This is a genomic window from Streptomyces sp. NPDC051664 (assembly GCF_044453545.1).
In the GTDB taxonomy this organism is placed as follows: Bacteria; Actinomycetota; Actinomycetes; order Streptomycetales; family Streptomycetaceae; genus Streptomyces.
This window is the reverse complement of the sequence record NZ_JBITCU010000018.1, coordinates 82,804-108,851: the sequence shown is the minus strand read 5'-3', so window position 1 is coordinate 108,851 and position 26,048 is coordinate 82,804. Positions and strand designations below refer to the sequence as shown.

Here is a 26,048-nt window from a genome sequence, read left to right as displayed (position 1 = left end):
CGCGAACTTCACTGTGCAGGTCCATCAATATTGATTCGACTGTCTATGCTTGACTTCAATCCTGTCAATGTTGATTGAATCAATATGGATACGGTGAGCAGCATGAGGGATCAAGCAGCACCCGACGACCGCGCCGATGCGCGGGCGGAGCGGCTCACGACGCGCGAGACGGCCGAGCGCCTGGGCGTGAAGCCCGAGACGGTGTACGCGTATGTCAGCCGGGGTCAGCTGAGCAGCAGGCGCGCCCCCGGTGGTCGCGGCAGTACGTTCGACGCCGCGGAGGTCGATGCACTGGTACGGCGTACGGGACGGAGGGAAGCCTCCTCGGCCGGCGGTGACCTGGTGTTCCGTACCGGCATCACGCTGATCGAGACCGACCGGTACTACTTCCGGGGTGTCGACGCGACCGAGCTGACCGCGCACTACTCCTACGAAGAGATCGCCGAATGGCTGTGGACCGGCGATCTCCGGCCCGGCATCCGCTTCACCGCGCCTGCCGAGGCCCTGGCCGCGGCGCGCCGGACCGTGGGCGCGCTGCCCGCGCACAGCGGGTCGACGGACCGGCTGCGGGTCGCCGTGGTCGCCGCGGCGACCGCCGATCCGCTGCGCTTCGACCTCTCGCGTGAGGCCGTGCTCGGCAGCGCGCGGAGCCTGATCCCGACCCTGGTCGGAGCGTTGCCGACCGCTGTCGGTGCACCCGCGACGGCCGAAGGCGAGGCCGCTTCGCACCTGCCCGGGCTGGCGCACCGCCTGTGGCCGAAACTCACCGCCCGACCGGCCGACGCGCCTTCGCTTACCGCACTGGACACGGCTCTCGGCCTGCTGATCGACCACGATCTGGCCGCCTCGACACTGGCCGCGCGGGTCGCCGCATCCGCCCGCGCCCATCCGTACGCGGTGGTCTCCGCGGGCCTCGGGGTCCTGGAGGGCCCCCTGCACGGCGCCGCGAGCAGCCTGGCCCACAGGATGCTGACCGAGGTCCTGGAGCGGGGCAGTGCGACCCCGGTGGTCGCGGACCATCTCCGTACCGGCCGCCGGGTGCCGGGGCTCGGACACCGGCTCTACACCGCCGAGGATCCGCGCGCACGGACGCTGTTCGCCAGGCTCGCGGAGGTCCCGCAGGCGGCGCCCGCGCTGGCCGCGGCGCGCGACGTGGTCACCACGACCGCGCGCCACACCCCGCTGCACGCCAACGTCGACCTGGCGCTGGCCGTGCTCTCCGTCGCCTCCGGCATGTCGGCGGAGGCGGGTGAGACGGTGTTCGCGGTGTCCCGTACAGCGGGCTGGATCGCCCATGCGCTGGAGGAGTACGGGGAACGTCCGCTGCGGATGCGCCCCAGCGGCCAGTACGGCGGCCCCCGCCCACCTCAGTCACTGCCCGCCCCGTAGGTCGCCACGCGCGAGGTCAGCCGCAATAGACGGGTCATGGGGCGCAAAATATCGATGATCAGCCGGAAATGTCCCGCGGGGGCTGCGCGGTGGACCCCCGCACCACCAGTTCCGGTTCGAATAGCAGCTCGTCCGACGGCACGGTACGGCCCCCGATCTGAAGGGAGAGCAGCTCGACGGCGGCGCGCCCCATGGCCTCGATCGGCTGACGGACCGTGGTCAGCGGTGGCTCGGTGCAGTTCATGAAGGCGGAGTCGTCGTACCCCACGACCGAGACGTCGGCGGGCACGGAGAGACCGCGACGGCGGGCCGCACGCACCGCCCCGAGGGCGAGCGGGTCGCTCGCGCAGATGATGCCGGTGACGCCCCGGTCCAGCAGACGCATGGCGGCGGCCTGTCCGCCCTCCAGCGAGAACATGGCCCGGGCCACCCACTCGTCCGGCACGGTGGTGCCGGCCTCCTCCGCCAGCGCCTGGGCAGCGGCCAGCTTGCGCCGCGAGGGCACATGGTCGGCGGGGCCGAGCACCAGGCCGATGCGCTCGTGACCGAGCGAGACGAGATGGCGCCAGGCCTGCTCGACGGCGACGGAGTCGTCGCAGGAGACACCGGGGAAGTCGAGGTACGGCGCGTTGATCAGGACCACCGGGATCTTGCGGTCGGCCAGCACCTTGTAGTGATCGTGTGCGGCGTCGGCCTGGTGGTAGAGCCCGCCCGCGAAAACCACCCCGGACACCTGCTGCTGCAGAAGCAGCTCCACATAGTCGGCCTCGGAGACGCCACCCTTGGTCTGGGTGCACAGCACAGAGGTCAGACCCTGCTGCGCCAGCGCACCACCGACAACTTCGGCGAAGGCCGGGAAGATCGGGTTCTGCAGCTCGGGCAGGACCAGACCGACCAGTCTCGCCCGCTCGCCCCGCAGCTGGGTCGGACGCTCGTAACCGAGCACGTCGAGCGCGGAGAGCACGGCCTTCCGGGTGGCGTCGGAGACGCCGGGCTTACCGTTGAGCACCCGGCTGACCGTGGCCTCGCTGACTCCCACCTTCTGTGCCACTTGAGCAAGTCGTCGCGTCATACGTGCAAGATTAGCGCAAGAAACGCAAGTGGGTTGCGTGGAGTTGGAAACAACAAAAATTTCAGAAAGCGCCGGTATGCCCTTTACCTTCGTACGATGAGCGCCCCACCGCCCACCCCCCGGAGGCCGCGACGGCTCGGCTGGCCGCAGCGGGTCTTCTCCCAGGTGCTGCTGATACAACTCGCCATCGCCACCGGCGTCACCGTACTCGCCACCGGCCTCTTTCTGGCACCCCTCAGCGCACAGCTCGACGACGAGGCGATGCACCGTGCCCTCGCCATCGCGCAGAGCACGGCGGCCCAGCCGCAGATCACCGAGGCGCTGCTCGCCACCGCCCCGGCCCCTGGCGGGCCCGTGCAGTCGGCGGCCGAGCGGATCAGGCGGTCCACCGGCGCCGAGTACGTCGTCGTCATGGACCGGCGCGGGGTGCGCTGGTCGCACACCGACGTCGGCCGGATCGGAAAGGTCGTCTCCACCGACCCCAGTGAGGCGCTCGCGGGCGACCAGGTCATGGAGATCGACAGAGGCACGCTCGGCCGCTCGGCCCGTGGCAAGGTGCCGCTCCGCGACGAGTCGGGCCACATCGTCGGGGCGGTCTCGGTCGGTATCGCGTACGACAGTGTCCGCGCCCGCCTCCTGGCGGCGATCCCCGGGCTGCTCGCCTACGCGGGCGGGGCGCTGGCCGTCGGGGCGCTCGCCGCCTATCTGGTCTCCCGTCGTATCCAGCGGCAGACCCAGGACCTTGCCTTCTCCGACATCTCCGCGCTGCTGACCGAACGCGAGGCAATGCTGCACAGCATCCGGGAAGGGGTGGTCGCACTCGACCCGACAGGACGCATCCGGCTCCTGAACGACGAGGCCCAGCGGCTGCTCGGACTCGGCCCCGACGCCGCAGGCCGCCCGCTCGACGAGGTACTCGGCCTCGGGCGGACGGCCGATGTACTGGCCGGCCGGGTGGTCGGCGACGATCTGCTGACCGTACGGGGCAACCGGGTGCTGCTCGCCAACCGGATGCCGACCGACGACGGGGGTGCGGTCGCCACCCTCCGCGACCGCACCGAGCTCGAGCATCTCGGCCGAGAACTCGACTCCACCCGCGGTCTCATCGACGCCCTGCGCGCGCAGGACCACGAACACGCCAACCGGCTGCACACGCTCCTGGGGCTGCTGGAGCTGCAGATGCACGAGGACGCGATGGAGTTCGTCACGGAAGTCGTCGGCGGCCACCGGGCCACCGCCGAGCAGGTCACCGAGAAGGTTCACGACCCGCTGTTGGCGGCTTTGCTGGTCGGCAAGGCGACGGTCGCGGCGGAGCGCGGCGTCTCCCTGCGGATGGCGCCCGGCACTCTGCTCCCGGACCGGCTGGTGGATTCGCGCGGGCTCGTCACCGCCGTCGGTAATCTCGTCGACAACGCCCTGGACGCGGCGGCAGGGTCGGACGGCGCCGTGATCGAGGTGGGGCTGCGGACGGACGGCCGTACGGTGGTGCTGCAGGTCCGCGACAGCGGCCCGGGCGTCCCTCCCGAGCAGCATGAATCGATCTTTACCGAGGGCTGGTCGACGAAGGAGCTCCCGGCGCACGGCAAACGCGGTCTGGGTCTCGCACTGGTACGGCGGCTGGCCGAACGACAGGGCGGCAGCGCCACCGTCGGCTCGGCTCCGGAGGGCGGCGCCGAGTTCACCGTCGTACTGCCGGAGGCCCTCACCGAACCGGGAATGACGGCGACAGCCCTTCCGGTGCCGAACACCGCAGGAGAAGTTCAGTGATCGAGGTCCTGGTCGTCGACGACGACATCCGGGTTACGCAGATCAACGCGGCCTATGTCTCCAGGGTGCCCGGATTCCGGGTGGCCGCGCAGGTGCACAGCGCCTCAGCGGCCCTCGCAGCGGTCGAGTCACAGCGCGTGGACCTCGTCCTGCTGGACCACTACATGCCCGACCGCAACGGCCTGACCGTGGTACGGGAGCTGCGCAGGCTCGGCCACCGCACCGACGTGATCATGGTGACGGCGGCGCGCGACGTCGCGACCGTCCAGGAGGCCATGCGCCACGGTGCGCTCCAGTACCTGGTGAAGCCGTTCACGTACGCGGGGCTGCGGACCAAGCTGGAGGCCTACGCAGCGCTGCACCACACTCTGGAGGGCGGCGGCGAGGCCGAACAGGGTGACGTGGACCGGCTCTTCGGTGCCCTGTGGGCCGCGGGCGAACCCGGTCTGCCCAAGGGGCACTCGCCGACGACGGCGGAGCTGGTCCGCCAGGCGCTCCGCGGCGCCGACGGTCCGCTCTCCGCGCAGGAGATCGCGGAGAGCGCCGGGATGAGCCGACAGACGGCGCAGCGCTATCTGAAGCTGCTGGAGCGGACGGGTCGGGTACGGCTGACACTGCGGTACGGCGAGACGGGCCGCCCGGAGCACCGTTACACCTGGGCCACCGGCTCCTGAGGGGTCACCGGCTCCCGAAGCACGTCCGGCCACCACGGCACCGGTTTCTGAGATGCCTCCGGCTACACGGCGCCGGCCCCGGTCAGCGCCCGGACCTCGGTCTCCGCGTGCTTGGCGGCATCCGGTGGCTCGACCGAGGTGACCGTGCCGATCCAGCCGGCCAGGAAGCCGAGCGGAATGGAGACCAGGCCAGGGTTCTCCAGCGGGAAGAGCTGGAAATCCACTCCGGGGAAGAGCGAGGTGGGGCTGCCGGAGACGACCGGGGAGAGCAGTACGAGCAGCACCGCGGGGATCAGCCCTCCGTAGACCGACCAGACCGCCCCGCGCGTGGTGAAGTTCCGCCAGAACAGCGAGTACAGCAACACGGGCAGATTGGCCGAAGCGGCGACGGCGAAGGCGAGCGCCACCAGGAACGCCACGTTCAGATTCTGCGCGACCAGACCGAGTGCAATGGCTGCCACCCCGATCCCGGCAGCTGCAACCCGGGCCACGGTGACCTCACTTCGCTGCTTCCAGCCCGGACGCCTGAGCGAGGCGTAGAGGTCGTGGGCCACGGAGGCCGACGAGGCGAGAGTGATCCCGGCGACGACGGCGAGGATGGTCGCGAAGGCCACGGCGGCGACCACGGCGAACAGAATCGTTCCCCCGGTGGAGGCTTCGCCGCCGCCGAGCACCATCGCCAACAGCGGAACGGCCGTGTTCCCGGCGGGATTCGACGCCCGGACGTCCGCCGAACCGACCAGCGCCGCCGCGCCGAACCCGAGCACGATCGTCATCAGGTAGAAGCTGCCGATGAGGCCGATCGACCAGACGACCGAGCGGCGGGCGGCGCGGGCGGTGGGCACCGTGTAGAAGCGCGACAGGATGTGCGGCAGCCCCGCCGTGCCGAGCACCAGGGCAAGACCCAGGCTGATGAAGTCGAAGCGCGCGGTCCAGCTCCCGCCGTACTTGAGGCCGGGCGAGAGGAACTCCATCCCGTGCCCGCTCCGTTCGGCGGCGGAATTGAGCAGCGTGTTGACATTGCCGTGGAAGTGGACCAGTACGAGCACGGTCAGCACGCTCGCGCCCACCATCAGCAGAACGGCCTTGACGATCTGGATCCAGGTCGTGGCGCGCATCCCGCCGATGGACACATAGATCACCATGAGCGCCCCGACCCCGATGACGGTCCACGAGCGGGCGGCACCACTGGTGCCGCCGAGAAGCAGAGCGACCAGACTGCCCGCACCCACCATCTGCGCCACCAGATAGAGCACCGAGACGGTGACGGAGGAGGTACCCGCCGCGATCCGGACCGGACGTTCCGCCATCCGGGCCGCCACCACATCGGCGAGGGTGAACCGGCCGCAGTTGCGGACGAGTTCCGCAACGAGCAGCAGGACGACGAGCCAGGCGACGAGGAATCCGACCGAGTAGAGCATGCCGTCGTAACCGAACAGGGCGATCAGGCCGGAGATACCGAGGAAGGACGCCGCCGACATGTAGTCGCCGGCGATGGCAAAACCGTTCTCCATGGGGGAGAACAGCCGGCCACCCGCATAGAACTCCTCCGCCGATCCATGCCGGTTGCGGCTCACCCAGGTGGTGATGGCGAGCGTCACTGCAACGAACGCGCTGAACAGCAGCAGCGCCAGGGTCTGGTGGTTCCCGATCAACGCCCGATCCCCCGCGTCATTTCCTGAGTGTCCCAGCGCAGATCGAGCGCGGCCCGGTCCCTGCGCAGCCGCGCATGCCGTGCGTACGCCCCGGTGAGCAGGAACGTGGTGAGGAACTGTCCGAGCCCCGCGACCATCGCCACGTTGACCGCGCCGGCCACCGGCCGGGCCATCAGCCCGGGTGCGGTGATCGCTGTGACGACGTAGGCGAGGTACCACATGAGGAAGGCGAGGGTGGCAGGGATGACGAACCGCCGGTACCTGCGGCGCACTTCCTGGAAGGCCTCGCTGCGCTGCACCTCCAGATAGATGTCGGCCGCGCTGTGGCCGCGCTGCGAGGGCACGGAACCGGGTGGCCCGGCCGGCACGAAGCCTCCCGTACCGTCCAGCTCGCCCCATCCGGAAGCCAGCGCGTCGTACCACGGGTCGTCGAGTCGCATCGCTGCGGCCTCGCTCCCTGCTTCCTTCTCCACCGAACAACTCCCCTGGTCCACGGACCACTTCGGCCGCGTACCCAAGCATGGACAGATCGGGAAGTTCCCGGGCACGTCATTTGCCGCACTTCACCTCTTCAGGTGAAGGATGTCCCGGGCGGGTGTGCGAGCCCGCGAACATACGCATAGCGCACGGCCTGCGCCCTGTCGCGCACTCCGGTCTTGGCGAAGAGATTGTTGATGTGACTCTTCACAGTGGCCTGCGAGATGTGCAGCTTGCGGGCGATCTCCGGGTTGGACAGTCCCTCGGCGATCAGGACGAGCACTTCCGCCTCGCGGGGCGTGAGGCCGTCGGGCAGTTGTTGCTCGGCGGCCGGCGAACCGGCCGGCGCGGGTGTCGTGGTGACCCGCTCCAGCAGCCGCCTCTGCACCGCGGGCGAGAGTCCGGCCTCGCCCGACAGCACAGCCTGGATGGCCCGCACGATCTCGTCGCCCCCGGCGTCCTTGGTGAGATAACCGCGAGCCCCCGCCTCCAGTGCGGGGAAGAGCGAGTCGTCCTCCGCGAACGTCGTGAGCACCACCACCTGAGTGTTCGGGTACTCCTTGCGGATACGCCGCGTCGCCTCCACCCCGTCGCAACGCGGCATGCGGAGGTCCATGAGAACCACATCCGGAGACCGCTCCGCGACGAGCGCGACGGCCTCTTCCCCGTCCTTGGCCGATCCCACCACCTCGATCCCTGGCAGCAGCCCCAGCAGCATCACGATTCCTTCGCGCACCACCGACTGATCGTCGGCGACCACGACACGCGCGGTCACGCGGGCACCCGCAGTCTCACCACGAACCCCTCCTCGCCCGGACCGGCCTCCAGCGTCCCGCCGAGCAGCTCGGCACGTTCCCTCATTCCCAGCAGACCGTAGCCGGAGCCACTGACAGCGAGCTCGTCCACGGGCAGGCGGCCACCTCGGTCCTTCACCTCCAGGGCGACCTCACCCGGCAGATACTCGAGCCGTACGAGCACGTCGGCCCCCGGCGCGTGCTTGCGCACATTGGTCAGCGCCTCCTGCGCCACTCGCCTGACCGCTTGCGAGGCCTCGGCCGTCAGCGGCCGCTGCTCCCCGGCCACCGTCACCTCGCCCGGCTCCACCGCGGCCACCAGCTGTCGCAGGTAGTCCTCCACCGGGGAGACCTCCCCCCGCAGGGCGGAGAGCGCCTGCCGGGTCTCGGCCAGCCCATCGCGCGCCATCGAACGGGCCGCCACCACCCGCTCCAGCACCTGGTCCCGGAACTCCCCCGGGGGTTCTCTCTCGATGAGCAGCCGCGCCGCCTCCAGGTGCACCAACTGCGCGGAGAGGCTGTGCGCGAGGACATCGTGGATCTCGCGGGCGATCCGGGAGCGCTCGTCCAGCGCCGCCGACTCGGCTTCGGCCACCCTGGCAGCCCGCTCCTGCTCGAGGAGCCGCTGGGCGCTGCCGCGGGCCTCGGCATCCAGGCGGAGCACGTATCCCGCAAGGCAGAGACCCGCTGTGGTCACCGCCGTCGTCATCCAGCCGTCGGTGTTGACGGCGGCGTACGCGGCCAGCGCGACGGCCGTGGCGGGCAAGCCTGCCGAGAGCGGCAACCGCTCCAGAGCCGTGACCGCGCAGCCGCACCACAGGATCACGGCCGGCACACTCGCACCGGCTTGCTGCGCCCCGAAGGCCGCCGCCATCAGCAGCGCCAAGAGCCCCAGCGACGGCCAGAGCCGGTGCTCCAGGCTGGTCCGGAAGAATGCCCACCCGGCCCAGACGCAGCCGATGACGCCCAGCAGGCCGACCACGACGTCCCAAGGCCCGAACCTGCCGTTGGAGAAAGTGCCCCAGAGCATGAGGGTCAGCACCAGGACACGGACGGACCATGCGATGGCCGCCCGGGGGCGGGTGCGGCCACTTCTCGAGAGAGCCTCCCGGGACGGCCAGCTCGTCCAGGTAGCGCTTGTCACACACAGTCCTTCCACGCCGGCCGCGACGGCATGCCGTCCGCAGCGCCACCGTACGCCGGACGCATCTGGCGGACCCGCCACATCAGCACGCTGCTGCGCACCAGCAGCGTCACCGCAAGAGCCGTCATCAGGGCGGCACTGCCTTGATGTATACCCATCAGCGCGGCAGCCCCGTACAGAGCGGCTCGCAGCACCAGACCTCCCGTCCAGACGAAGACGGTGGCCTTGGTGCCCTTGCTCCACAGCGAGCCGTCCGGTTCACGCCACAGCCTGGCCGTCCAGCCCCAGCCGGCGCCGGTGACCAGCCCCACCGCCAGTTCGGCGCCGAGGAGCACGACTGACAACGCCTCGCGGTGCGGGTCCATCAGCCCGGGTTCGCGCAAGGACATGACGAGCAGGATGCCCGGCAGGATCCACCAGCGCCGGTCGTCGGAGATCCGCCGTGCCGAGCACTGGCGGACCACGACGAAAGCCACGACGGCAATGATCAGCAGGGCATTGACGAGCCCGGACATGGCGGCCTCCGAAGTGCGGGAAAGGTCATCGCCTTCGACGCTACGGAAAGACCCAGGTCAGGGGATCGGCTCAGGGGTTGATCGTGGGTGGAGCCGCAGTCTCCACCCAGGGGTGGAGACTGCGGTACCGGTTATGCGTCGATGCGGGAGCGGTCCAGCGTGGCCGCCGAGTTGGAGATGAACTCCTTGCGGGGCGCGACCTCGTTGCCCATCAGCAGATCGAAGACCTGCTCGGACGATTCCAGGTCGCCGATGTTGATCCGCCGCAGCGTGCGGTGACGCGGATCCATCGTGGTCTCCGCCAGCTGATCGGCGTCCATCTCGCCAAGACCCTTGTACCGCTGGATCGAGTCCTTGTAGCGCACGTTCTTCCGCTGCAGCTCCAGGAGCGTCTCCCGCAGCTCGCGGTCCGAGTACGTGTAGATGTACTTGTCCTGGCCCTTCTTCGGCTGGCTTAGCTCGATCCGGTGCAGTGGCGGCACCGCCGCGAAGACCCGGCCCGCCTCGACCATGGGCCGCATGTAGCGCTGGAAGAGAGTGAGCAGCAGAATGCGGATGTGCGCGCCGTCGACATCGGCGTCGACGAGAAGGATGATCTTCCCGTAACGAGCCGCGTCGATGTCGAAGGTCCGGCCGGACCCCGCTCCTATGACCTGGATGATCGCGCCGCACTCGGCGTTCTTGAGCATGTCCGTGACGGACGCCTTCTGGACGTTGAGAATCTTGCCGCGGATCGGCAGCAGTGCCTGGAACTCGGAGTTCCGGGCGAGCTTGGCGGTACCCAGCGCCGAGTCTCCCTCGACGATGAACAGCTCACTGCGCTCCACGTCGTCACTGCGGCAGTCGGCGAGCTTGGCCGGCAGCGAGGAGGACTCCAGGGCCGTCTTCCGGCGCTGCGCGTCCTTGTGCTGACGGGCTGCGATGCGGGTCCGCGCTGCGGCCACCGCCTTGTCCAGGACCGCCCTGGCCTGCGCCTTGGCATCACGCTTGGTGGAGGTCAGGAACGTCTTGAGTTCCTTGGCCACGACGTTGGCGACGATCCGGTTGGCCGCCGAGGTGCCGAGCACCTCCTTGGTCTGGCCCTCGAACTGCGGTTCCGCCAGCCGTACGGTGACTACCGCGGTGAGGCCCTCCAGGGCGTCGTCCTTGACGATGTCGTCCTCGGCGACGCGCAGCAGCTTCGCGGAGCGGAGCACCTCGTTGACCGTCTTGGTCACGGAGCGTTCGAAGCCGGTCACATGGGTGCCGCCCTTGGGGGTGGCAATGATGTTGACGAAGGACTTGAGGTTGGTGTCGTACCCGGTGCCCCAGCGCATGGCGATGTCGACGACGAGCTCACGGGTGACCTCGGTCGCCGTCATGTGCCCGCGCTCGTCCAGGACCGGCACGGTCTCCTTGAAGGAGCCCTGCCCGGTCAGCCGCAGAACGTCGCAGACGGCCTTGTCCTGCGCGAGGTACTCGCAGAATTCGCTGATCCCGCCGTCGAAGCGGAACGTCTCCTCGGTCTTGCCCTCACCGTCGAGACCGCGCTCGTCGCGCACGACGATCGTGAGGCCGGGGACGAGGAAGGCCGTCTGCCGCGCCCGCTGGTGGAGCGTCTCCAGACCGAGCTTGGCGTCCTTGAGGAAGATCTGCCGGTCCGCCCAGTAGCGCACCCTGGTGCCGGTGCGTGTCTTCGGCACCCGCTTCCCCTTGCGGAGGCCGTTGGCCGGGTCGAACGGGCTGTCCGGCCCCTGCTCGGTGAAGATGCCCGGAACGCCGCGCCGGAAGCTGATCGAGTGGGTCGCGCTGTTGCGGTCGACCTCGACGTCGAGCCGTGCCGAGAGCGCGTTGACGACGGAGGCGCCGACGCCGTGCAGACCGCCCGACGCGGCGTACGAGCCGCCACCGAACTTGCCGCCGGCGTGCAGCTTGGTCATCACGACTTCGATACCGGACAGGCCGGTCTTGGGCTCCACGTCGACCGGGATGCCACGGCCGTTGTCCCGGACCTCGACGGAGTTGTCGTCGTGAAGGATGACCTCGATGTGATCGCAGTGGCCGCCGAGAGCCTCGTCGACCGAGTTGTCGATGATCTCCCAGAGGCAGTGCATGAGGCCGCGGCTGTCAGTCGACCCGATGTACATCCCGGGGCGCTTACGCACCGCTTCGAGCCCCTCGAGTACGAGAAGGTGCCGCGCGGTGTAGTTGGAGCCGTCTTGGTCTGCTCCGCTCAGCAGCGCAGTGGACGGCACGGACGTATCGGCGGTCACGCGGTTCGCTCCTCGCTGAATTTCATTTGGGACCCGAGTGGGTAACGGGCTCGGCTTCGGTAGCCGCTGAGAGCGTACCGAGGCCTGGTAGAGCGGTTGTAACGCCACCCTCGGGGAATGCTCACAGTAGTCCAGCCTCGCATACGCGTTCGATCCCTCGTTGGAGTGACGCGCACATCACGTTCCCTTCGAGGCATGAACCATTTAGGCTCCGGGCACGTCCTCATGAACAAACCGGCAAGCCGGCCGGACGGACAACCGACCAAGACAAGCAACGCGAAACCGTAGCGCTACGCAATACGGCACATTCGCCGCCAACCGGCAACAGACAGCCATTTTGACAAGAAGTTTCGAAGAAAAGCCACGAGCGGGAACGTTTTCGGCCTGGTTGGATGTTGACCCTGGTACGACAGCTCGTCGAGCTAGAGAAGAGGCGACGTGACTACTGTTCTGACCCCCGCGAGCCCGCTGACCGCAGCAGACCGCTGTGACCGTTGCGGCGCCCAGGCATATCTGCGCGTCGTCCTGATCAGCGGCGGTGAACTGCTCTTCTGCGCCCACCACGGTCGCAAGTTCGAGCCGGAACTCAAGAAGATCGCCGCGGAAATACAGGATGAGACGGACCGGCTGACGGCCGTGCAGGCCAATGCCGCCGAAGAGGAACAACACTGACACCTCGCATCCACGACGAGCCAGGGTCCGGTTCCTTACCGGCCGGCGGGCGCCTCCCCCTGCGAGAGGGAGGCGCCCGTTCTCATACCCACGGAGCGGTGCCGGTCAGCTACTGCCCGCCATCCACCCGATGGCGGCGGAGATCCGCGTGTAGACGCCAGGAGCGCCCGGGAGCCCGCAGCCGTTCCCCCAGGAGACCAGCCCGACGAGTCGCCCACGGGCGACCAGTGGCCCTCCACTGTCTCCCTGGCATGCGTCGTGCCCGCCGAGCGGTTCGCCCGCGCAGAGCATCGCCGAGGCCTTGTACTTCCCCGCCGCGCCCCCCGGGTAGGCCCGCTCGCACGTGGTGTCCGGAAGGATGCTCACCTGGGCGGAGCGGAGCGACGACGCAAAGTCACCGCGCCCTGTCGTGTCTCCCCATCCATAGACCACGGCGCCGGCAGCCGGCTCATAGGCCTGGTCCCCGGCCTGGGCCATCGAGATCACGCTCTGCTCGGGAAGCGCGTTGGCCAGGGTGAGCACCGCCAGATCGCCGACATTGGTCGTGCGGTCGTATCCCGGGTTGATCCATGTCCCCTTCACCGCGATCTCATGGCCTCCCGTCCCGTTCAGCTCGTCCCGCCCGGCGATGATCCGCAGATCGCTCGCCTGGCTCACGTCGGTGCCGAGCTCCTCCTGGTTCAGGCAGTGCGCGGCAGTCAGCGCCTTCGTCGGAGTCACCATCACGGCGCCGCAGAACTGGCCCGCGCGGGTACCTCCGAAACGGTCACGGCTGGACAGCGCGACGACCCAGGGACTGTCCTTGACGTGAGCGGGCTGCCCACCGATGACAATGCTGTCCGCAGCCGCCGGAACCGGGGAGCCGAGCGGTATCACGGCCGGGGCGGCAGTCAGGGCAAGGACCCCGGTCATGGCGCGGGCGACGGTGCGGAACATGCGTACTCCTGACTCTGTGATGGATCATGCCCACTCAGAGTCATTCAGCCTGTCGTCGACCGCACCTGCACATAGGCCAAGGGCCCGGTTCCCATCGGAACCGGGCCCTTGGCCTGCGTACTCCTGCGACCTAGTCGAGGTAGTCGCGCAGCACCTGCGAACGCGACGGGTGGCGCAGCTTCGACATGGTCTTCGACTCGATCTGGCGGATGCGCTCACGCGTCACGCCGTAGACCTTGCCGATCTCGTCGAGAGTCTTCGGCTGACCATCGGTGAGACCGAAGCGCATCGAGACCACGCCGGCCTCACGCTCGGAGAGCGTGTCGAGCACCGAGTGCAGCTGCTCCTGGAGGAGCGTGAAGCTGACCGCGTCGGCCGGGACGACCGCCTCGGAGTCCTCGATCAGGTCACCGAACTCGCTGTCCCCGTCCTCACCCAGCGGGGTGTGGAGGGAGATCGGCTCACGACCGTACTTCTGGACCTCGATGACCTTCTCGGGGGTCATGTCGAGTTCCTTGGCCAGCTCCTCCGGAGTGGGCTCGCGGCCCAGGTCCTGGAGCATCTGGCGCTGCACGCGCGCGAGCTTGTTGATGACCTCGACCATGTGCACCGGGATACGGATGGTGCGGGCCTGGTCGGCCATGGCGCGGGTGATCGCCTGACGGATCCACCAGGTGGCATACGTGGAGAACTTGTAGCCCTTGGTGTAGTCGAACTTCTCGACCGCGCGGATCAGACCAAGGTTGCCCTCCTGGATCAGGTCCAGGAAGAGCATGCCGCGGCCGGTGTAGCGCTTGGCCAGCGAGACCACGAGACGGAGGTTGGCCTCCAGCAGGTGGTTCTTGGCACGACGGCCGTCCTCGGCGATGATCTCCAGCTCGCGCTTGAGCTTCGGCGCGAGCTTGTCTGAGTTCGCCAGCTTGTCCTCGGCGAACAGACCCGCCTCGATGCGCTTGGCGAGCTCGACTTCCTGCTCGGCGTTGAGGAGGGGGACCTTGCCGATCTGCTTCAGGTAGTCCTTGACCGGGTCGGCCGTGGCACCGGCGACGGCGACCTGCTGCGCAGGCGCGTCGTCCTCGTCGTCGTCGGAGAGGACGAAGCCCTTGGTCTCGCCCTCGCCCTCCTCTTCGTCGCCCTTGCCTACCTGTACTTCCTCGGTCGCCTCGTCGCCGTCGAGCAGCTCTTCGGCGTCCTTCTTGCCGGACTTCTTCGTTACTGTCTTCTTGGCCGCCGTCTTCTTCACGGCGGTCTTCTTGGCAGCCGCCTTCTTGGCTGCCGCCTTCTTCGCAGGGCTGGCCGCGGCGGCGTCGTCGGCCACCACGTCCACGGTCTCGGCCGACGGGGCGGCGGTGGCCGCGACGGTCCTCGTCACGGTCGTCTTGGCCGCGACAGTCTTGGTGGCGGTGCGCTTGACCGGGCTCTTCGCTGCGACGCTCTTGCGGGCGCGTTTCGGCGACTCCGCGGCACTGACCATCAGCGTCACACCCTCTTCCTCGAGGATCTGGTTGAGGCTGCGCAGAACATTCTTCCACTGGGTTGGCGGAATCTGGTCAGCCTCGAAGGCCCGACGCACGTCATCGCCGGCGATCTGCCCATCAGCCTTTCCCCGCTCGATGAGCGCCATCACAGACTCTGACTCGGCGATCTCCGGCGGGAGCGTACGGGATGTGCTGGCCGACACGAACAACCTCTCGGAACGATGGAAACGGCTTCCGGCCCGGCCCTGGAGAGGGCTGGAACCGACGACCGCCGGGCTGGGAATATACCGACGGCGCGGGCTTGGCCTCAGAACTGCACAGCGCGCCCAATGGCTGCTGTATTCCTTCCGCGGCGGTCACCTCTTAAGTCATCGCACTGTCTCGAGGAGTGTTACGCCCAATCCGCGTGGCCCGAGTCACACCTCATTTGCGACGAACATGACCAGGAACGACATCTCTCCACAATTGTGCCGCCGGACCGCGGAGGTCCGGCGACACGTGGTCCGTAACCCTGGCCGTGTTGCGCTCAGTGCTCGCGCGGCGCCGGAACCACTCGCTCCACCTCCGGGTGGACGACAAGAAGTTGGCGCATGGCCGCCTCGGCACCCGTCGCGTCGCCGGTGGCGAGGGCCTCGACGATCCGGGCGTGGTGGCCGAGGGACGCCTCGCCGGGACGGTCGCAGGCCGTGATCGGACCGCCCGAGACCTGCAGGGCGGCGGAGACGATGCCTGAGAGGTGTTCGAGCATGCGATTGCCGGCGGCTTGAATGAGCAGGGAGTGGAACTCGGCATCGGCGCGGGAGCAGGTGATCCCGTCACCCTGGGCGACCGCGTGTCCCATGATCTCGACCATGTCACCGAGGCGCTGCTGGATGTCCTCGCGGCCGTGACCGGCGGCCAGGCGAGCGGCGAGCGGCTCGATCGTCCATCGGAGCTCACCGAGCTCACGGCGCTGGTCGTCGCGCTGCGGACCGAAGGCTCGCCACTCGATGATGTCGGGGTCCAGCAGATTCCAGTCACTGACCGGGCGGACCCGGGTACCCACGTTCGGCCGGGCACTGACCAGACCTTTGGCCTCAAGAACGCGCAGTGACTCGCGTACGACGGTGCGGGAGACCTCGAAACGCTGGCCGATCTCCTCGGGCACGAGCGGGCGGTCGGCGCCCAGATCACCAGAGACGATCATCTGACCCAACTGCTGAACGAGTTGGCCGTGGAGGCCGCGGCCGCGGCTCGCCGAGCCCCGCCGGCCCACCCGGCCCAGCTCGGCGTCGGCGCCGTCCCAGGAACGAACGGCTGCATGCTCGCCGGCCGGCGCCTCCGTATAGGGGTAGCGATCGAGATCACCCGAGCCGGCGAGGCCGGAGTCGACGGAGCGGGCGGCGGTCATCATGGTGTGCGCAAGGGTACTCACGCATCCTTTGTCGGCGCGGCCCAGCCACCCCTTGAGGTCTTTGGTGAAAAGCACACGAAAGGGTGATCAGCGCCAGCCCCCCAATTGACGCCTTATCTGCATAAAACGGGCACTTCTCAAGGAATTTCGCGCCCCTCGACGGTCCGGCCATGTTCCGCGATCACCAACGAACCCTGCCGCGAAGACTGGTGAACAAATACGCGCAGATCAGGACCGAGAGCGACAACGACAGCGCCACCCCCACCGGGTGCACCACCATGCGCACGACAGCCATCATCCATCGGTCCACCACATGCGGCCACTGCACCCAGGCCAGCTCACGGAGCCTGGCCGGAAGTCCGAGCATCGAATGTGCGGTCGACCCCGTCGGCACCTTCTTCATGAGCGGGACGACGAGCACGGGAACGGCGAGTACCGCAGCAAGTCCGGCGGCCGTCACCCTGAAGATTCCGGCGGCCAGCAGACCGGCCCAGGCGCACCCCACGTTCAGGCCCGCCCAACTCGCCGCAAGATAGGTCGCATTCGACGGGATCCGGATCAAGTCGCCTCCGTACAAGAGATGGAGGGCTTCCTCGGATGCCAGAACGGTCAGCAGTGCAAGCAGCACCGCGACGCCCGCCGAAACGAGCAGCTTGGCCAGCAGCAGGCCGACGCGGCGGGGAACGGTACCTCGACCCGCCGCGAGCGCGGGGTAGCGGAACTCGTCTCCGAACGAGAGCGCTCCGAGCAGCCCGGCGCCGAATGCGACGGGCGACAGCGGCAGCATCGGCGGCCAGGCGGCGAGCACATCGGGAAGCCGGGAATGGCCACTGCGGGCGAGCAGGACCGAGAGCCCGACCGAGACGACCAGAACGGCAGCCATGATCACCGTCGTCGTTCTGACACCGAAGAGTCGGCGCAGTTCGTAGCGCAGCGGCTGGAGCGGGCCACGGGCCGGTCGCCGTCGGACCGGCGGCGGCAGTTGCGACGCGGATGCGGGTGACGCGGGCCCCGGTCCGGCCTCCGGATCGGTGGCCGGCGGCTCCGGACGAGGTACGGCCCCAGGTTCGGAAGGGCCGGTGGCGAGGGGGCCGGTGTCACCGATCTCGTCGGCCAGTTGATGAACGGGTACGCCGTGACGGAATGCCGTGTCGCCGATCTCCGCGCAGCTGCTGCCGTACACCGACAGACAACTGCTCGCTTCGGCGACCACCTCGACGGAGCGCTGCGCCGCGCGCGCCTCACGGCTGACCACCGTGGCGAGCCGGGCAGCGTGCGGGGTACGGACGACGACGCGGGGGCGCAGCCGGGTACGGGAGAAGGCGGCGCTGCCCTGGTCGGCGACGAGACGTCCGGAGTCGACCGTGACCACGTGGTCAGCCGCACGCGCGGCCTCCTTGGGGTCGCGGGTGGTGTAGAGAACCGTCCCGCCCCGGGTGGCATGGGCGCGGAGCAGCCCGTGCAACCAGTTCTTCTCGTGTGGGGAGAGCCCCTCTCCGGGATCGTCGAGGATCAGTGCGTGAGGGTCGCCGAGCAGCGCCGCAGCGAGGCCGAGCCTGCGGTCCATACCGACCGACATCGCGCCGATGCGCTGGTCACGGAGCGCGGCGAGGCCGACCGTCTCGAGCAACTCGTCGGCCCGGGAGGCGGGCACCCCCGCGGCGGCGCAGAGCATACGGAGCTGGCCACGGGCGGTACGAGCGGGATGACCGGGTACGTCTCCGAGGAGCACTCCCACCTCGCGGGCGGGATGCGGGATGCGGTGCAGCGGTCTGCCGCGGAAGTAGGTGATCCCCCGCCCCGATTCGATGTCGAGCATCAGACGAAGGGCCATGGTCTTGCCGGAGCCGGGGGCACCGAGGAGCGCGGTGACGGCGCCCGGCCCGGCGTCGAAAGTGAGGTCGTCCACGGCGGGCGGACGGCCGCGGTGGGGAGCGCTGGTGAGTCCGATGGCCTGGAGCATCGCTTCTCTCGCGGAAGATGAGACCGCTCGGCGGCAGGGTGATTACCGCAGCAAGATAACGCGACATTTGAGACTTTTAGCGCAGCACCGGACCCGCGGGCGTTCCGCAGGTCAGACTTCGGGCCTCAGCATCGGCGGATTGAGCACCGTGGCCGCACCGGCCCGGAAAAGCTGGGCCGGACGCCCGCCCTGGCGGGTGGTGGTTCCACCGGCAGGCACCAGGAATCCGGGCGTGCCCGTCACCTTGCGGTGGAAGTTCCGCGGATCGAGGACCACGCCCCACACCGCCTCGTACACGCGACGGAGCTCGCCGACCGTAAACGCCGACGGGCAGAAGGCAGTGGCCAACGAGGAGTACTCGATCTTGGAACGGGCCCGCTCGACACCGTCGGCGAGGATCTGCGCATGGTCGAAGGCCAGCGGGGCCTGCTGTTCGCCCTCGCGACCGTAGCCACCCTCCGGTCCGAGCAGGTCGTCGATGGGCGCCCACCGCGCGCTGTTCGCATCACCGCCCGCGCGGGGGGCGGGCAGATCGGGTGCCAGTGCGAGGTGGGCGACGCTGACGACCCGCATCCGCGGGTCCCGCTTCGGGTCGCCGTAGGTGGCGAGCTGTTCGAGATGAGCACCGTTGCCGACGGCCGGGGCTGCCGGGTCATGGGCGCACAGCCCGGTTTCCTCGGCCAGCTCGCGTGCCGCGGCGGCCCCGAGGTCCTCATCGGCCTTGACGAAGCCCCCGGGCAGCGCCCACCGGCCCTGGAACGGCGACTCGCCACGGCGAACCACCAGCGCACACAACGCATGGCGGCGCACGGTGAGCACAACGAGGTCGACGGTGACAGCGAAGGGCGGGAAGGTCGACGGGTCGTAGGGCGGCATGCCGTGATCATAGTCGTCTGCCTGACGATAAACACTCTCTTCGTCATGCTCTTCATTCGTTCCGGCCCAAGTGCCCCGTGCTGCCCACTCCCTCCGCTCGCCTTGCTCCTGACGTCAGGCGCCGCTCCGCGCGCCCGGTCACGGCTGCCGACCGCCCTTGGTCCCGCCCCGGCCATCCGCCCGCGACTCCCGGGCACGCCTTCGGGCAATCGCCGTTCCGGGACGGACGGAGCCGGTATGCGCCCTTTTCCGCCTCACGGCCGGCGGGCGTACTGCGCGGGGCGCTGCACTCCGCTCCGGACGGTGGCTGCTTCGGCCCGCCCGGCTACTGCGCTCTCCGCGCAGGCAACGACGCAGGGTCTCCGGGTCGAGTCCTTGGTTGCACGCCTGGTGGAGAAGTTGAGCAAATGTGTACTCGGGGTCCGCCTGCAGGGCCAGGCCCAGAGCGACCCGCGCACCCGGTTCGTCGCCGGTGGACCAGGAGACCCAGCCCGTCAGGGTGAGCGGCGCCGCGGCATGCTCCCCGTACGGTCCGACGCAGCGACGCGAGAGCGCCCGCCACAACCGCAACGCGGATTCCGCTTCCGGCCCCTCCATCCATTCGGCGGCCTTGTCCCGGGTCTCCCGGTCCTGCAGGCCGAGGATCACCGCGGCGGCCTCGTCATGGCTGATCAGGGAGTCGTCCTGGACGTCCGCAGCGGAGGGCGCCGTCGTAGGGGCCTCCCGGAGGCGTTTCATCAGCGCACGGGCGAGCACCAGCGTCTCCCGGGCCACTTCCTTGCGTCCCTGCTCGTCGAGGATCCTCGGCACCAGTGCGGCGCCCGCCGCGTCCAGAGCCTGTGGCTGATCCGCCACGGACGGGGTCTTCAGGGGCGTGAGCCTGGCTTCCATCTCCCGCAGAGATCCCCGTACTTGAATGCCCGCATAGGTGGCGGCAGCCGCCATCACCGAGGTGCCGGGGAGGGAAAGCGGGTTCCCCTCGGCCGGACAGCAGCGCGGGTCGGGGCAGCAGTAGGACCAGTACCGGCCGTCGGAGATGCAGAGCGCTTCGAGTACGGGTACGTCGAGTGCTCCGCAGGCCGTGCGCAGACGTTGACCCAGCGGCCGCAGCCGCTCCATCACCTGGCCCGGGGTCTCCCCGTCGGCAGGATCCTGACAGAGAAAAATGACGATCGCATCGGGACGCTCCCCGCGCCGCTCGCTGCCCTTGACCAGACACTCGGCGAGTTGCTCTGCGGTGGACGGCCATTCTTGCGGTGACTGCGGAATTCCGAGCCTGAGCCGCCCGCCGAAGCGGCCGCGGCCGCCGTGCAGGGCGACCATGACCACGCTGTCGTTCGGATGGAACCCCATGAGATACGGGAGGGCATCGGCGAGTTCGGCGGGCCCGCGCAGAGTGATCTGCTGCTCGTCGGCCGGCCCGGTGGATTCGTGGTGCTTGTTCATGGCACGACCGTCCCGCGAGCGGCAGAATTCCGCGACCCCTGTGGATAAGTTATCCACAGGGCCGCGGGGTCGTTCGCGGTTTGTCACAGCCATCAGGTTGCATGGGGGCATGACCAACGCAGACCGCGCAGAGCTCAGGGCTTCGGCCGATTCCGTACTGGCCCGACTCGTCGGGGACACCACCGACACTGCCCGGCTGCGCGAGGACCAGTGGCGGGCCATCGAGGCACTGGTCGCGGACAGACGCAGAGCGCTGGTCGTCCAGCGGACCGGCTGGGGCAAGTCCGCCGTGTATTTCGTCGCGACCTCGCTGCTGCGGGCCCAGGGCAGCGGCCCGACGGTGATCGTCTCGCCGTTGCTCGCACTGATGCGTAACCAGGTAGCGGCCGCGGCCCGGGCCGGGATCACCGCCCGCACGATCAACTCGTCCAACACCGAGGAGTGGGACACCGTCCAGGCCGAGGTGGCAGCAGGGGAAGTGGATGTGCTGCTCGTCAGCCCCGAGCGGCTCAACAACCCCGACTTCCGGGACCAGGTCCTGCCCCGGCTCGCTGCCGCAACCGGGCTGCTCGTGGTCGACGAGGCGCACTGCATCTCCGACTGGGGCCACGACTTCCGGCCGGATTACCGTCGGCTGCGGACCATGCTCGCCGATCTGCCGGCGGGCGTACCCGTGCTCGCGACGACCGCCACTGCGAACGCGCGGGTGACCGCGGATGTCGCCGAGCAGCTCGGTACGGGCGCGGGTACGGACGCGCTGGTGCTGCGTGGACCTCTCGACCGCGAGAGTCTCAGCCTGGGCGTGCTCCAACTGCCCAACGCCGCACACCGACTGGCCTGGCTGGGTGATCATCTCAAGGAACTCCCGGGCTCCGGGATCATCTACACGCTCACCGTCGCGGCCGCCGAGGAGATCACGGCGTATCTGCGCCAGTGCGGGCACACCGTGGCCTCCTACACCGGCCGCACCGAGAACGCAGACCGGCAGCAGGCGGAGGACGATCTCCTGGCCAACCGGGTCAAGGCCCTGGTCGCAACGTCCGCGCTCGGTATGGGATTCGACAAGCCCGACCTCGGCTTCGTCGTGCACCTCGGTTCCCCCTCCTCCCCCATCGCCTACTACCAGCAGGTGGGTCGCGCGGGCCGAGGCGTCGAGCATGCCGAGGTGCTGCTGCTCCCGGGCAGGGAGGACGAGGCGATCTGGCAGTACTTCGCGTCGGTCGCCTTCCCCCCGGAGGAGCAGGTCCGGCGCACGATCGATGTGCTCGCCCAGGCCGGCCGGCCGCTCTCGCTGCCTGCTCTGGAGCCGCTGGTCGAGCTGCGGCGCACCCGTCTGGAGACGATGCTCAAGGTCCTTGATGTCGACGGTGCGGTCAAGCGGGTGAAGGGCGGGTGGATCGCCACTGGAGAGCCCTGGGTCTACGACTCCGAGCGTTATGCCTGGGTGGCACGCCAGCGGTCCGCCGAGCAGCAGGCGATGCGCGACTACGCAACGACGACCGGCTGCCGGATGGAGTTCCTCCGTCGCCAGCTGGACGACGAGGAAGCGGCGGCATGCGGACGTTGTGACAACTGCGCGGGTGCCCGCTTCGACGACCAGGTGTCGACGGCCGCTCTGGACACCGCCCGGGGCGAGCTCGGCAGGCCGGGCGTGGAGGTGGAGCCCCGCAAGATGTGGCCGACCGGTCTCGCCGCGGTGGGCGTCGACCTCAAGGGCCGTATCCCGACGGGCGAACTGTCCTTCTCGGGGCGCGCCCTCGGCCGGCTCTCGGACATCGGCTGGGGCAACCGGCTGCGTCCGATGCTGGCGGCGCAGACGCAGGACGCCCCGGTACCCGACGACGTGGCGAACGCGGTGGTGACGGTGCTGGTCGACTGGGCCAAGGGGCCGGGTGGCTGGGCATCCGGCACCGCCGATGCCGCACCCCGGCCCGTAGGCGTCGTCACGGTCGCCTCGCGCAGCAGACCGCAGCTCATCCAGTCACTCGGCGGCCGTATCGCCGAGGTCGGCCGGATGCCACTGCTCGGCAGCGTCACCTACGCGCCAGGAGCGGCCGAGGTGCGGATCTCCCGGACCAACAGCGCGCAGCGGGTGCGGGCTCTGCACGAGGCGCTCGTCGTGGAGCCGGAGCTGGCCGCGGCGTTGGCGTCGGCGGGGGGCCCGGTGCTGCTCGTGGACGATCTCTCGGACACCGGCTGGACGCTTGCCGTGGCATCCCGGCTGCTGCGCCGGGCCGGGGCGGAGGGAGTGTTTCCGCTGGTCCTCGCTGTTCAGGCGTGACACGGGGCGTCATCCGTCCACGATCTGGGCAGGGATATCCGTGTCATTCCGGCTGATTCCCGTCAGCCTCGCCAATTGCTCGTTGCCGCCTGCCGATACGCCAGGGAGAATTGAACTCGCCTCCGCACGGTCCTTTCGCGGCCCGGAAGGGCTGTGCCGCGGTGCGCCCCCACCCGACCCTGCCCGCACCGTGGGCGCGTATGCGAAGGGAGGACCGTGACCTTCGGATTCGCTCCGTCCGCAGCCACTTCGGTGTCCGCCGACTCCGCCAACCGCCTTGCCAGAATGCTCGAACCGGCCGAGTGGGCCGCTGCGGGCATACCGTTGCTGCGCAGCCCGCGCGAGGTCGTCAGCGGACTGCACGCCCGGCACCGGCCGACTCCGGCCACCGCCGTCGTCGCCGTGCTCGACCATGAGGAACGCCTCACGGCCAGCGCGTCGTTCACCCGCCGCGCCGTAGCCGCGGACGGCTGGGAGTTCCGTAACGCGCTGCTGGCGCATCTGCGCCGGGTCATCCCGCACGATCTGCGTCGCCGCACGCCCGTGCGGACTGCGGTACTGCTCTACTGCCGCGAGGGGGACGAGCGGTGGACGGAGGAGGACGGGGCGTGGATGTGGGGTCTGCGAGACGCCTGCACGCTGCACGGCCTTCGGTGCGGCGCGTACATCACGCTGACCCATGGCGGGTGGCAGGTGCTGGGCGAGGGCCGCGGTGGCCGTCGGCCCAACTCCACGTCAGCGCCTTCGTCTCTCGCCGACACGGTGGCCGAGCACGATCCGTTCCCGCTTCGCACCGGTGGCGGGTCGACGGACGCACTGCGCCGTACGGCCGCCCGCTGACCCGAGCCGTCGGCCCGGCCGCCCCGTAGGGCAGCCGGGTCACCACGGTCGTACGTGCCGAACGGCTCAGACGCCGACGCCGAGCACGGTGTTGATCTGCTGCGGGTCACCGCAGACGATCAACAGCGCCCCGGCGCGCTTCTGCGCGAGGAGCAACGCACGGGCGGCGGCGTCATCGGCCGCTCCATTGACCGCGACGATCACCACGGGACGGGCCTGCACCCGGTCCGCGCCCGCGGCACCGGCGAAGAAGACATCCTCACCGGCCTCGTGCTGGGCCCAGTAGGCGGCCTCTCCGAAGGACAGCTCGTGCGCGGCCCACGGGTGATGATCACCGGTGGTGAGCACCAGGATGTCGCCCGGTGCGCGTCCGGAGTCGAGCAGCAGATCGACTGCCTCGTCGGCGGCGTCGAGCGCACCGCCGGCCGAGGCCGGGATCAGCTGGATCTGCGGCACGGAACGGCTCTGCGAGCGGGCAGCCTGAGACTGACCGACGGTGGGGTGCGGGCGCTGTGCCGGGGGCGCGGGCCTCGCGGGACCGGGCCCCGGACGACCGGGGCGCGGCATGGCCGCGGAACGCGGACCGGGTACGGGACGGGGGGTCGGCGCGGTACGGCCTGCGGCCGGAGTGACGCGGGGACCCTGGGCGCTCTCGTGAATCTGAGGCTCCTCGGGGATGAGAGGCATGGGTGGTTGTCTATCAAATGCCGACGCGATGAGCATCAGCGGGTGGGCACAAATGCGCGATCAGAAGTCGAAGCCGAGCTGGCCCCCGCTTTCCAGTGCAGCCGCCTCGGCGGAGAAACGGACCTTCTTCAGGTGCTGCCACTTGGGCAGCGCGTCGAGGTAGGACCACGAGAGACGGTGGTGGGGCGTGGGCCCCAGCGCCTCCAGAGCGGCCCTGTGCACGGGGGACGGGTAACCGGCATTGGCACCGAAGACGAAGGCGGCGTACTCCCCCGATTCCGCACCCAGTTCGGCCATCATCGTGTCCCTGCGAACCTTCGCGATCACCGAGGCGGCCGCGACCGCGATACAGGACTGGTCGCCCTTGATGACGGTTCGGACCGTCCAGGGTTCGCCCAGGTAGTTGTGTTTGCCGTCGAGTATCACCGCGTCGGGCCGCACAGGCAGCGCTTCGAGGGCGCGGACAGCGGCGAGGCGCAGGGCCGCGGTCATCCCGAGGTCGTCGATCTCCTGCGGCGAGGCGTCTCCAAGACCGTAGGCGGTGACCCAGCCCTCGAGCAGCGGCGCCAGCTCGGCGCGGCGCTTGGGGCTGATCAGCTTGGAGTCGGTGAGCCCGGCGGGAGGCTTGCGGAGGCCGGTGACGGCCGCGCATACGGTGACCGGTCCCGCCCACGCTCCGCGTCCGACCTCGTCGACACCGGCGACGGTCTTGGCACCAGTGGTAGCGCGCAGTGAGCGCTCGACGGTGTGCGTGGGTGGTTCGTACGGCATGGCGCCAGCCAGGGTACGCCGACGACAACGGCGAGAACACCCCGGGGCGCCGGACCGTTGTCCCGTCCGCGACATCCCCGCCGGGGCGCTCACGGCCCGACCCCCGGCCGTCACGTTCAGTTGTCGAAGGAGCGGAACAGCGGCACCGCGACCTGATCGATCATTTCGGCGAGTTCCCCGTCCGTCCATTCGCTGCCGCACACCTTGCTGCGGTACATCATCATCGCGGGGATCACCTCGAAGGACAGCTCGCCCGTGGCGTCGGGTCGGACGTCGCCACGCGCGATTCCTCGGCCGACGACCTCCCGGAGGAGCTCGGTCGACGGCTGGATCACCCCTCTGAGGATCACCGACTGGAACCGCTCGGCAGAGCTTGCGTCGCACTCGTGAAGTACGGAACGCAGCGCGCATCCGGGCTTGGAGAGCATGGCGTCGCGCAGTCGCCGGCAGAGCTGGTACAGATCTTCGCGAACGCTGCCGAAGTCGGGTGCCTCACCGAGCGCCGGCAGTGCCGTCTGGAGCGCGTCTGCCACCAGGTCCTCCTTCGAGGGCCATCGCCGGTAGACCGCCGCCTTCCCTGTCTGGGCCCCGGCGGCGACACCCTCCATCGTCAGCCCGTTCCAGCCCACCGTGCTCAGTTGCTCCAGGGCGGCATCGAGGATCGCGCGTTCCAGTACGGGCCCGCGGCGGCGCGGTGACGCCATCGGCGGCCGAGCGGCGGCCGCCGAACGCGAAGTAACCATCAGCTTTTCTCCATCGAAACAGGTCGGACGGTGAGGCGGGTCGGGACGGTGCGGCGGATTCAGGACGTCGAGACGCATCAGGACCGATCGTCATCGGACCGAGCAGGCCCGGACCGAGCAATTCCGCCGACATCCCGGCAACGGCGGCTTCAGTGAACGCTTGCGTTCACTGACGGGGACTCACTACCGTTGACGAGACAGTGAACGCTTCCGTTCACTAATT

22 protein-coding genes are annotated in these 26,048 nt (G+C 69.4%); 6 read left to right on the top strand and 16 right to left on the bottom strand.

Annotation, left to right across the window (positions count from 1 at the left end):
* Window positions 1-102 precede the first annotated feature (102 nt).
* The gene (locus tag ACIA8E_RS28125) at window positions 103-1,389 is read left to right on the top strand and encodes a citrate/2-methylcitrate synthase (RefSeq protein WP_399302095.1); all 1,287 of its coding nucleotides are present in this window, start codon (window positions 103-105) and stop codon (window positions 1,387-1,389) included.
* Between the two features lie 58 nt (window positions 1,390-1,447).
* Here ACIA8E_RS28125 and ACIA8E_RS28120 read toward each other — a convergent pair whose 3' ends face one another.
* Complete coding sequence (locus ACIA8E_RS28120; RefSeq protein WP_399302094.1) at window positions 1,448-2,461, bottom strand: LacI family DNA-binding transcriptional regulator; 1,014 nt, start codon at window positions 2,459-2,461, stop codon at window positions 1,448-1,450.
* A gap of 96 nt (window positions 2,462-2,557) precedes the next feature.
* Here ACIA8E_RS28120 and ACIA8E_RS28115 point away from each other — a divergent pair, with 96 nt between their 5' ends.
* Window positions 2,558-4,228, top strand: coding sequence for an ATP-binding protein (locus ACIA8E_RS28115; RefSeq protein ID WP_399302093.1), 1,671 nt, complete (start codon window positions 2,558-2,560; stop codon window positions 4,226-4,228).
* Window positions 4,225-4,902, top strand: a complete 678-nt coding sequence (locus ACIA8E_RS28110; RefSeq protein ID WP_399302092.1) for a response regulator — start codon at window positions 4,225-4,227, stop codon at window positions 4,900-4,902. Before ACIA8E_RS28115 ends, ACIA8E_RS28110 begins: the two co-directional genes overlap by 4 nt.
* A 62-nt stretch (window positions 4,903-4,964) precedes the next feature.
* Here the strand turns inward: ACIA8E_RS28110 and ACIA8E_RS28105 are convergent, their stop codons facing one another.
* From ACIA8E_RS28105 to ACIA8E_RS28080, 6 genes are all read right to left on the bottom strand, one after another.
* Complete coding sequence (locus tag ACIA8E_RS28105) at window positions 4,965-6,557, bottom strand: cation acetate symporter (RefSeq protein WP_399302091.1); 1,593 nt, start codon at window positions 6,555-6,557, stop codon at window positions 4,965-4,967.
* Window positions 6,554-6,997, bottom strand: a complete 444-nt coding sequence (locus tag ACIA8E_RS28100; protein ID WP_399302121.1) for a DUF485 domain-containing protein — start codon at window positions 6,995-6,997, stop codon at window positions 6,554-6,556. Before ACIA8E_RS28100 ends, ACIA8E_RS28105 begins: the two co-directional genes overlap by 4 nt.
* A 131-nt stretch (window positions 6,998-7,128) precedes the next feature.
* A complete protein-coding gene (locus tag ACIA8E_RS28095; protein ID WP_399302090.1) occupies window positions 7,129-7,809 on the bottom strand; it encodes a response regulator in 681 nt (226 codons plus the stop codon).
* Window positions 7,806-8,972: a sensor histidine kinase gene (locus ACIA8E_RS28090; protein ID WP_399302089.1), complete on the bottom strand. Its 1,167-nt coding sequence runs from the start codon at window positions 8,970-8,972 to the stop codon at window positions 7,806-7,808. The genes ACIA8E_RS28095 and ACIA8E_RS28090 overlap by 4 nt, the downstream gene beginning before the upstream one ends.
* Entirely contained in the window at window positions 8,969-9,487 is a 519-nt protein-coding gene (locus ACIA8E_RS28085; RefSeq protein ID WP_399302088.1) for a DUF1453 domain-containing protein, read from the bottom strand. Before ACIA8E_RS28085 ends, ACIA8E_RS28090 begins: the two co-directional genes overlap by 4 nt.
* A gap of 131 nt (window positions 9,488-9,618) precedes the next feature.
* Window positions 9,619-11,739: a type IIA DNA topoisomerase subunit B gene (locus tag ACIA8E_RS28080; protein WP_399302087.1), complete on the bottom strand. Its 2,121-nt coding sequence runs from the start codon at window positions 11,737-11,739 to the stop codon at window positions 9,619-9,621.
* Window positions 11,740-12,177: 438 nt separating this feature from the next.
* Here ACIA8E_RS28080 and ACIA8E_RS28075 point away from each other — a divergent pair, with 438 nt between their 5' ends.
* The gene (locus tag ACIA8E_RS28075) at window positions 12,178-12,411 is read left to right on the top strand and encodes a hypothetical protein (protein ID WP_030927184.1); all 234 of its coding nucleotides are present in this window, start codon (window positions 12,178-12,180) and stop codon (window positions 12,409-12,411) included.
* A 105-nt stretch (window positions 12,412-12,516) separates the two neighbouring features.
* Here the strand turns inward: ACIA8E_RS28075 and ACIA8E_RS28070 are convergent, their stop codons facing one another.
* The 6 genes from ACIA8E_RS28070 to ACIA8E_RS28045 all read right to left on the bottom strand — a co-directional run bounded on the left by ACIA8E_RS28070 (window position 12,517) and on the right by ACIA8E_RS28045 (window position 20,503).
* Window positions 12,517-13,347, bottom strand: a complete 831-nt coding sequence (locus ACIA8E_RS28070) for a S1 family peptidase (RefSeq protein ID WP_399302086.1) — start codon at window positions 13,345-13,347, stop codon at window positions 12,517-12,519.
* Window positions 13,348-13,477: 130 nt separating this feature from the next.
* On the bottom strand, window positions 13,478-15,028 hold the full coding sequence (locus ACIA8E_RS28065; RefSeq protein WP_399302085.1) for an RNA polymerase sigma factor: 1,551 nt from the start codon (window positions 15,026-15,028) through the stop codon (window positions 13,478-13,480).
* A 323-nt stretch (window positions 15,029-15,351) separates the two neighbouring features.
* Entirely contained in the window at window positions 15,352-16,218 is an 867-nt protein-coding gene (locus ACIA8E_RS28060) for a FadR/GntR family transcriptional regulator (protein WP_030974071.1), read from the bottom strand.
* A gap of 181 nt (window positions 16,219-16,399) precedes the next feature.
* Window positions 16,400-18,181 carry an ATP-binding cassette domain-containing protein gene (locus ACIA8E_RS28055; RefSeq protein ID WP_399302084.1) on the bottom strand — a complete coding sequence of 594 codons (1,782 nt, stop codon included), beginning with the start codon at window positions 18,179-18,181 and terminating at the stop codon, window positions 16,400-16,402.
* A gap of 111 nt (window positions 18,182-18,292) precedes the next feature.
* Window positions 18,293-19,057 (bottom strand): NUDIX hydrolase, encoded by a 765-nt coding sequence (locus tag ACIA8E_RS28050; protein WP_399302083.1) that lies wholly within the window; start codon window positions 19,055-19,057, stop codon window positions 18,293-18,295.
* 138 nt (window positions 19,058-19,195) lie between these two features.
* The gene (locus tag ACIA8E_RS28045) at window positions 19,196-20,503 is read right to left on the bottom strand and encodes a DUF4192 domain-containing protein (RefSeq protein WP_399302082.1); all 1,308 of its coding nucleotides are present in this window, start codon (window positions 20,501-20,503) and stop codon (window positions 19,196-19,198) included.
* A gap of 109 nt (window positions 20,504-20,612) precedes the next feature.
* Between ACIA8E_RS28045 and ACIA8E_RS28040 the strand changes: the two genes are divergently transcribed.
* Both ACIA8E_RS28040 and ACIA8E_RS28035 read left to right on the top strand, forming a co-directional pair.
* Complete coding sequence (locus ACIA8E_RS28040) at window positions 20,613-22,784, top strand: RecQ family ATP-dependent DNA helicase (protein ID WP_399302081.1); 2,172 nt, start codon at window positions 20,613-20,615, stop codon at window positions 22,782-22,784.
* 216 nt (window positions 22,785-23,000) lie between these two features.
* Complete coding sequence (locus ACIA8E_RS28035) at window positions 23,001-23,624, top strand: hypothetical protein (RefSeq protein ID WP_399302080.1); 624 nt, start codon at window positions 23,001-23,003, stop codon at window positions 23,622-23,624.
* Between the two features lie 66 nt (window positions 23,625-23,690).
* Here ACIA8E_RS28035 and ACIA8E_RS28030 read toward each other — a convergent pair whose 3' ends face one another.
* The 3 genes from ACIA8E_RS28030 to ACIA8E_RS28020 all read right to left on the bottom strand — a co-directional run bounded on the left by ACIA8E_RS28030 (window position 23,691) and on the right by ACIA8E_RS28020 (window position 25,825).
* Window positions 23,691-24,311 (bottom strand): hypothetical protein, encoded by a 621-nt coding sequence (locus ACIA8E_RS28030; RefSeq protein ID WP_399302079.1) that lies wholly within the window; start codon window positions 24,309-24,311, stop codon window positions 23,691-23,693.
* A gap of 60 nt (window positions 24,312-24,371) precedes the next feature.
* On the bottom strand, window positions 24,372-25,082 hold the full coding sequence (locus tag ACIA8E_RS28025; protein WP_399302078.1) for a ribonuclease HII: 711 nt from the start codon (window positions 25,080-25,082) through the stop codon (window positions 24,372-24,374).
* Between the two features lie 116 nt (window positions 25,083-25,198).
* Window positions 25,199-25,825, bottom strand: a complete 627-nt coding sequence (locus ACIA8E_RS28020; RefSeq protein WP_399302077.1) for a TetR/AcrR family transcriptional regulator — start codon at window positions 25,823-25,825, stop codon at window positions 25,199-25,201.
* Window positions 25,826-26,048: the final 223 nt, after the last annotated feature.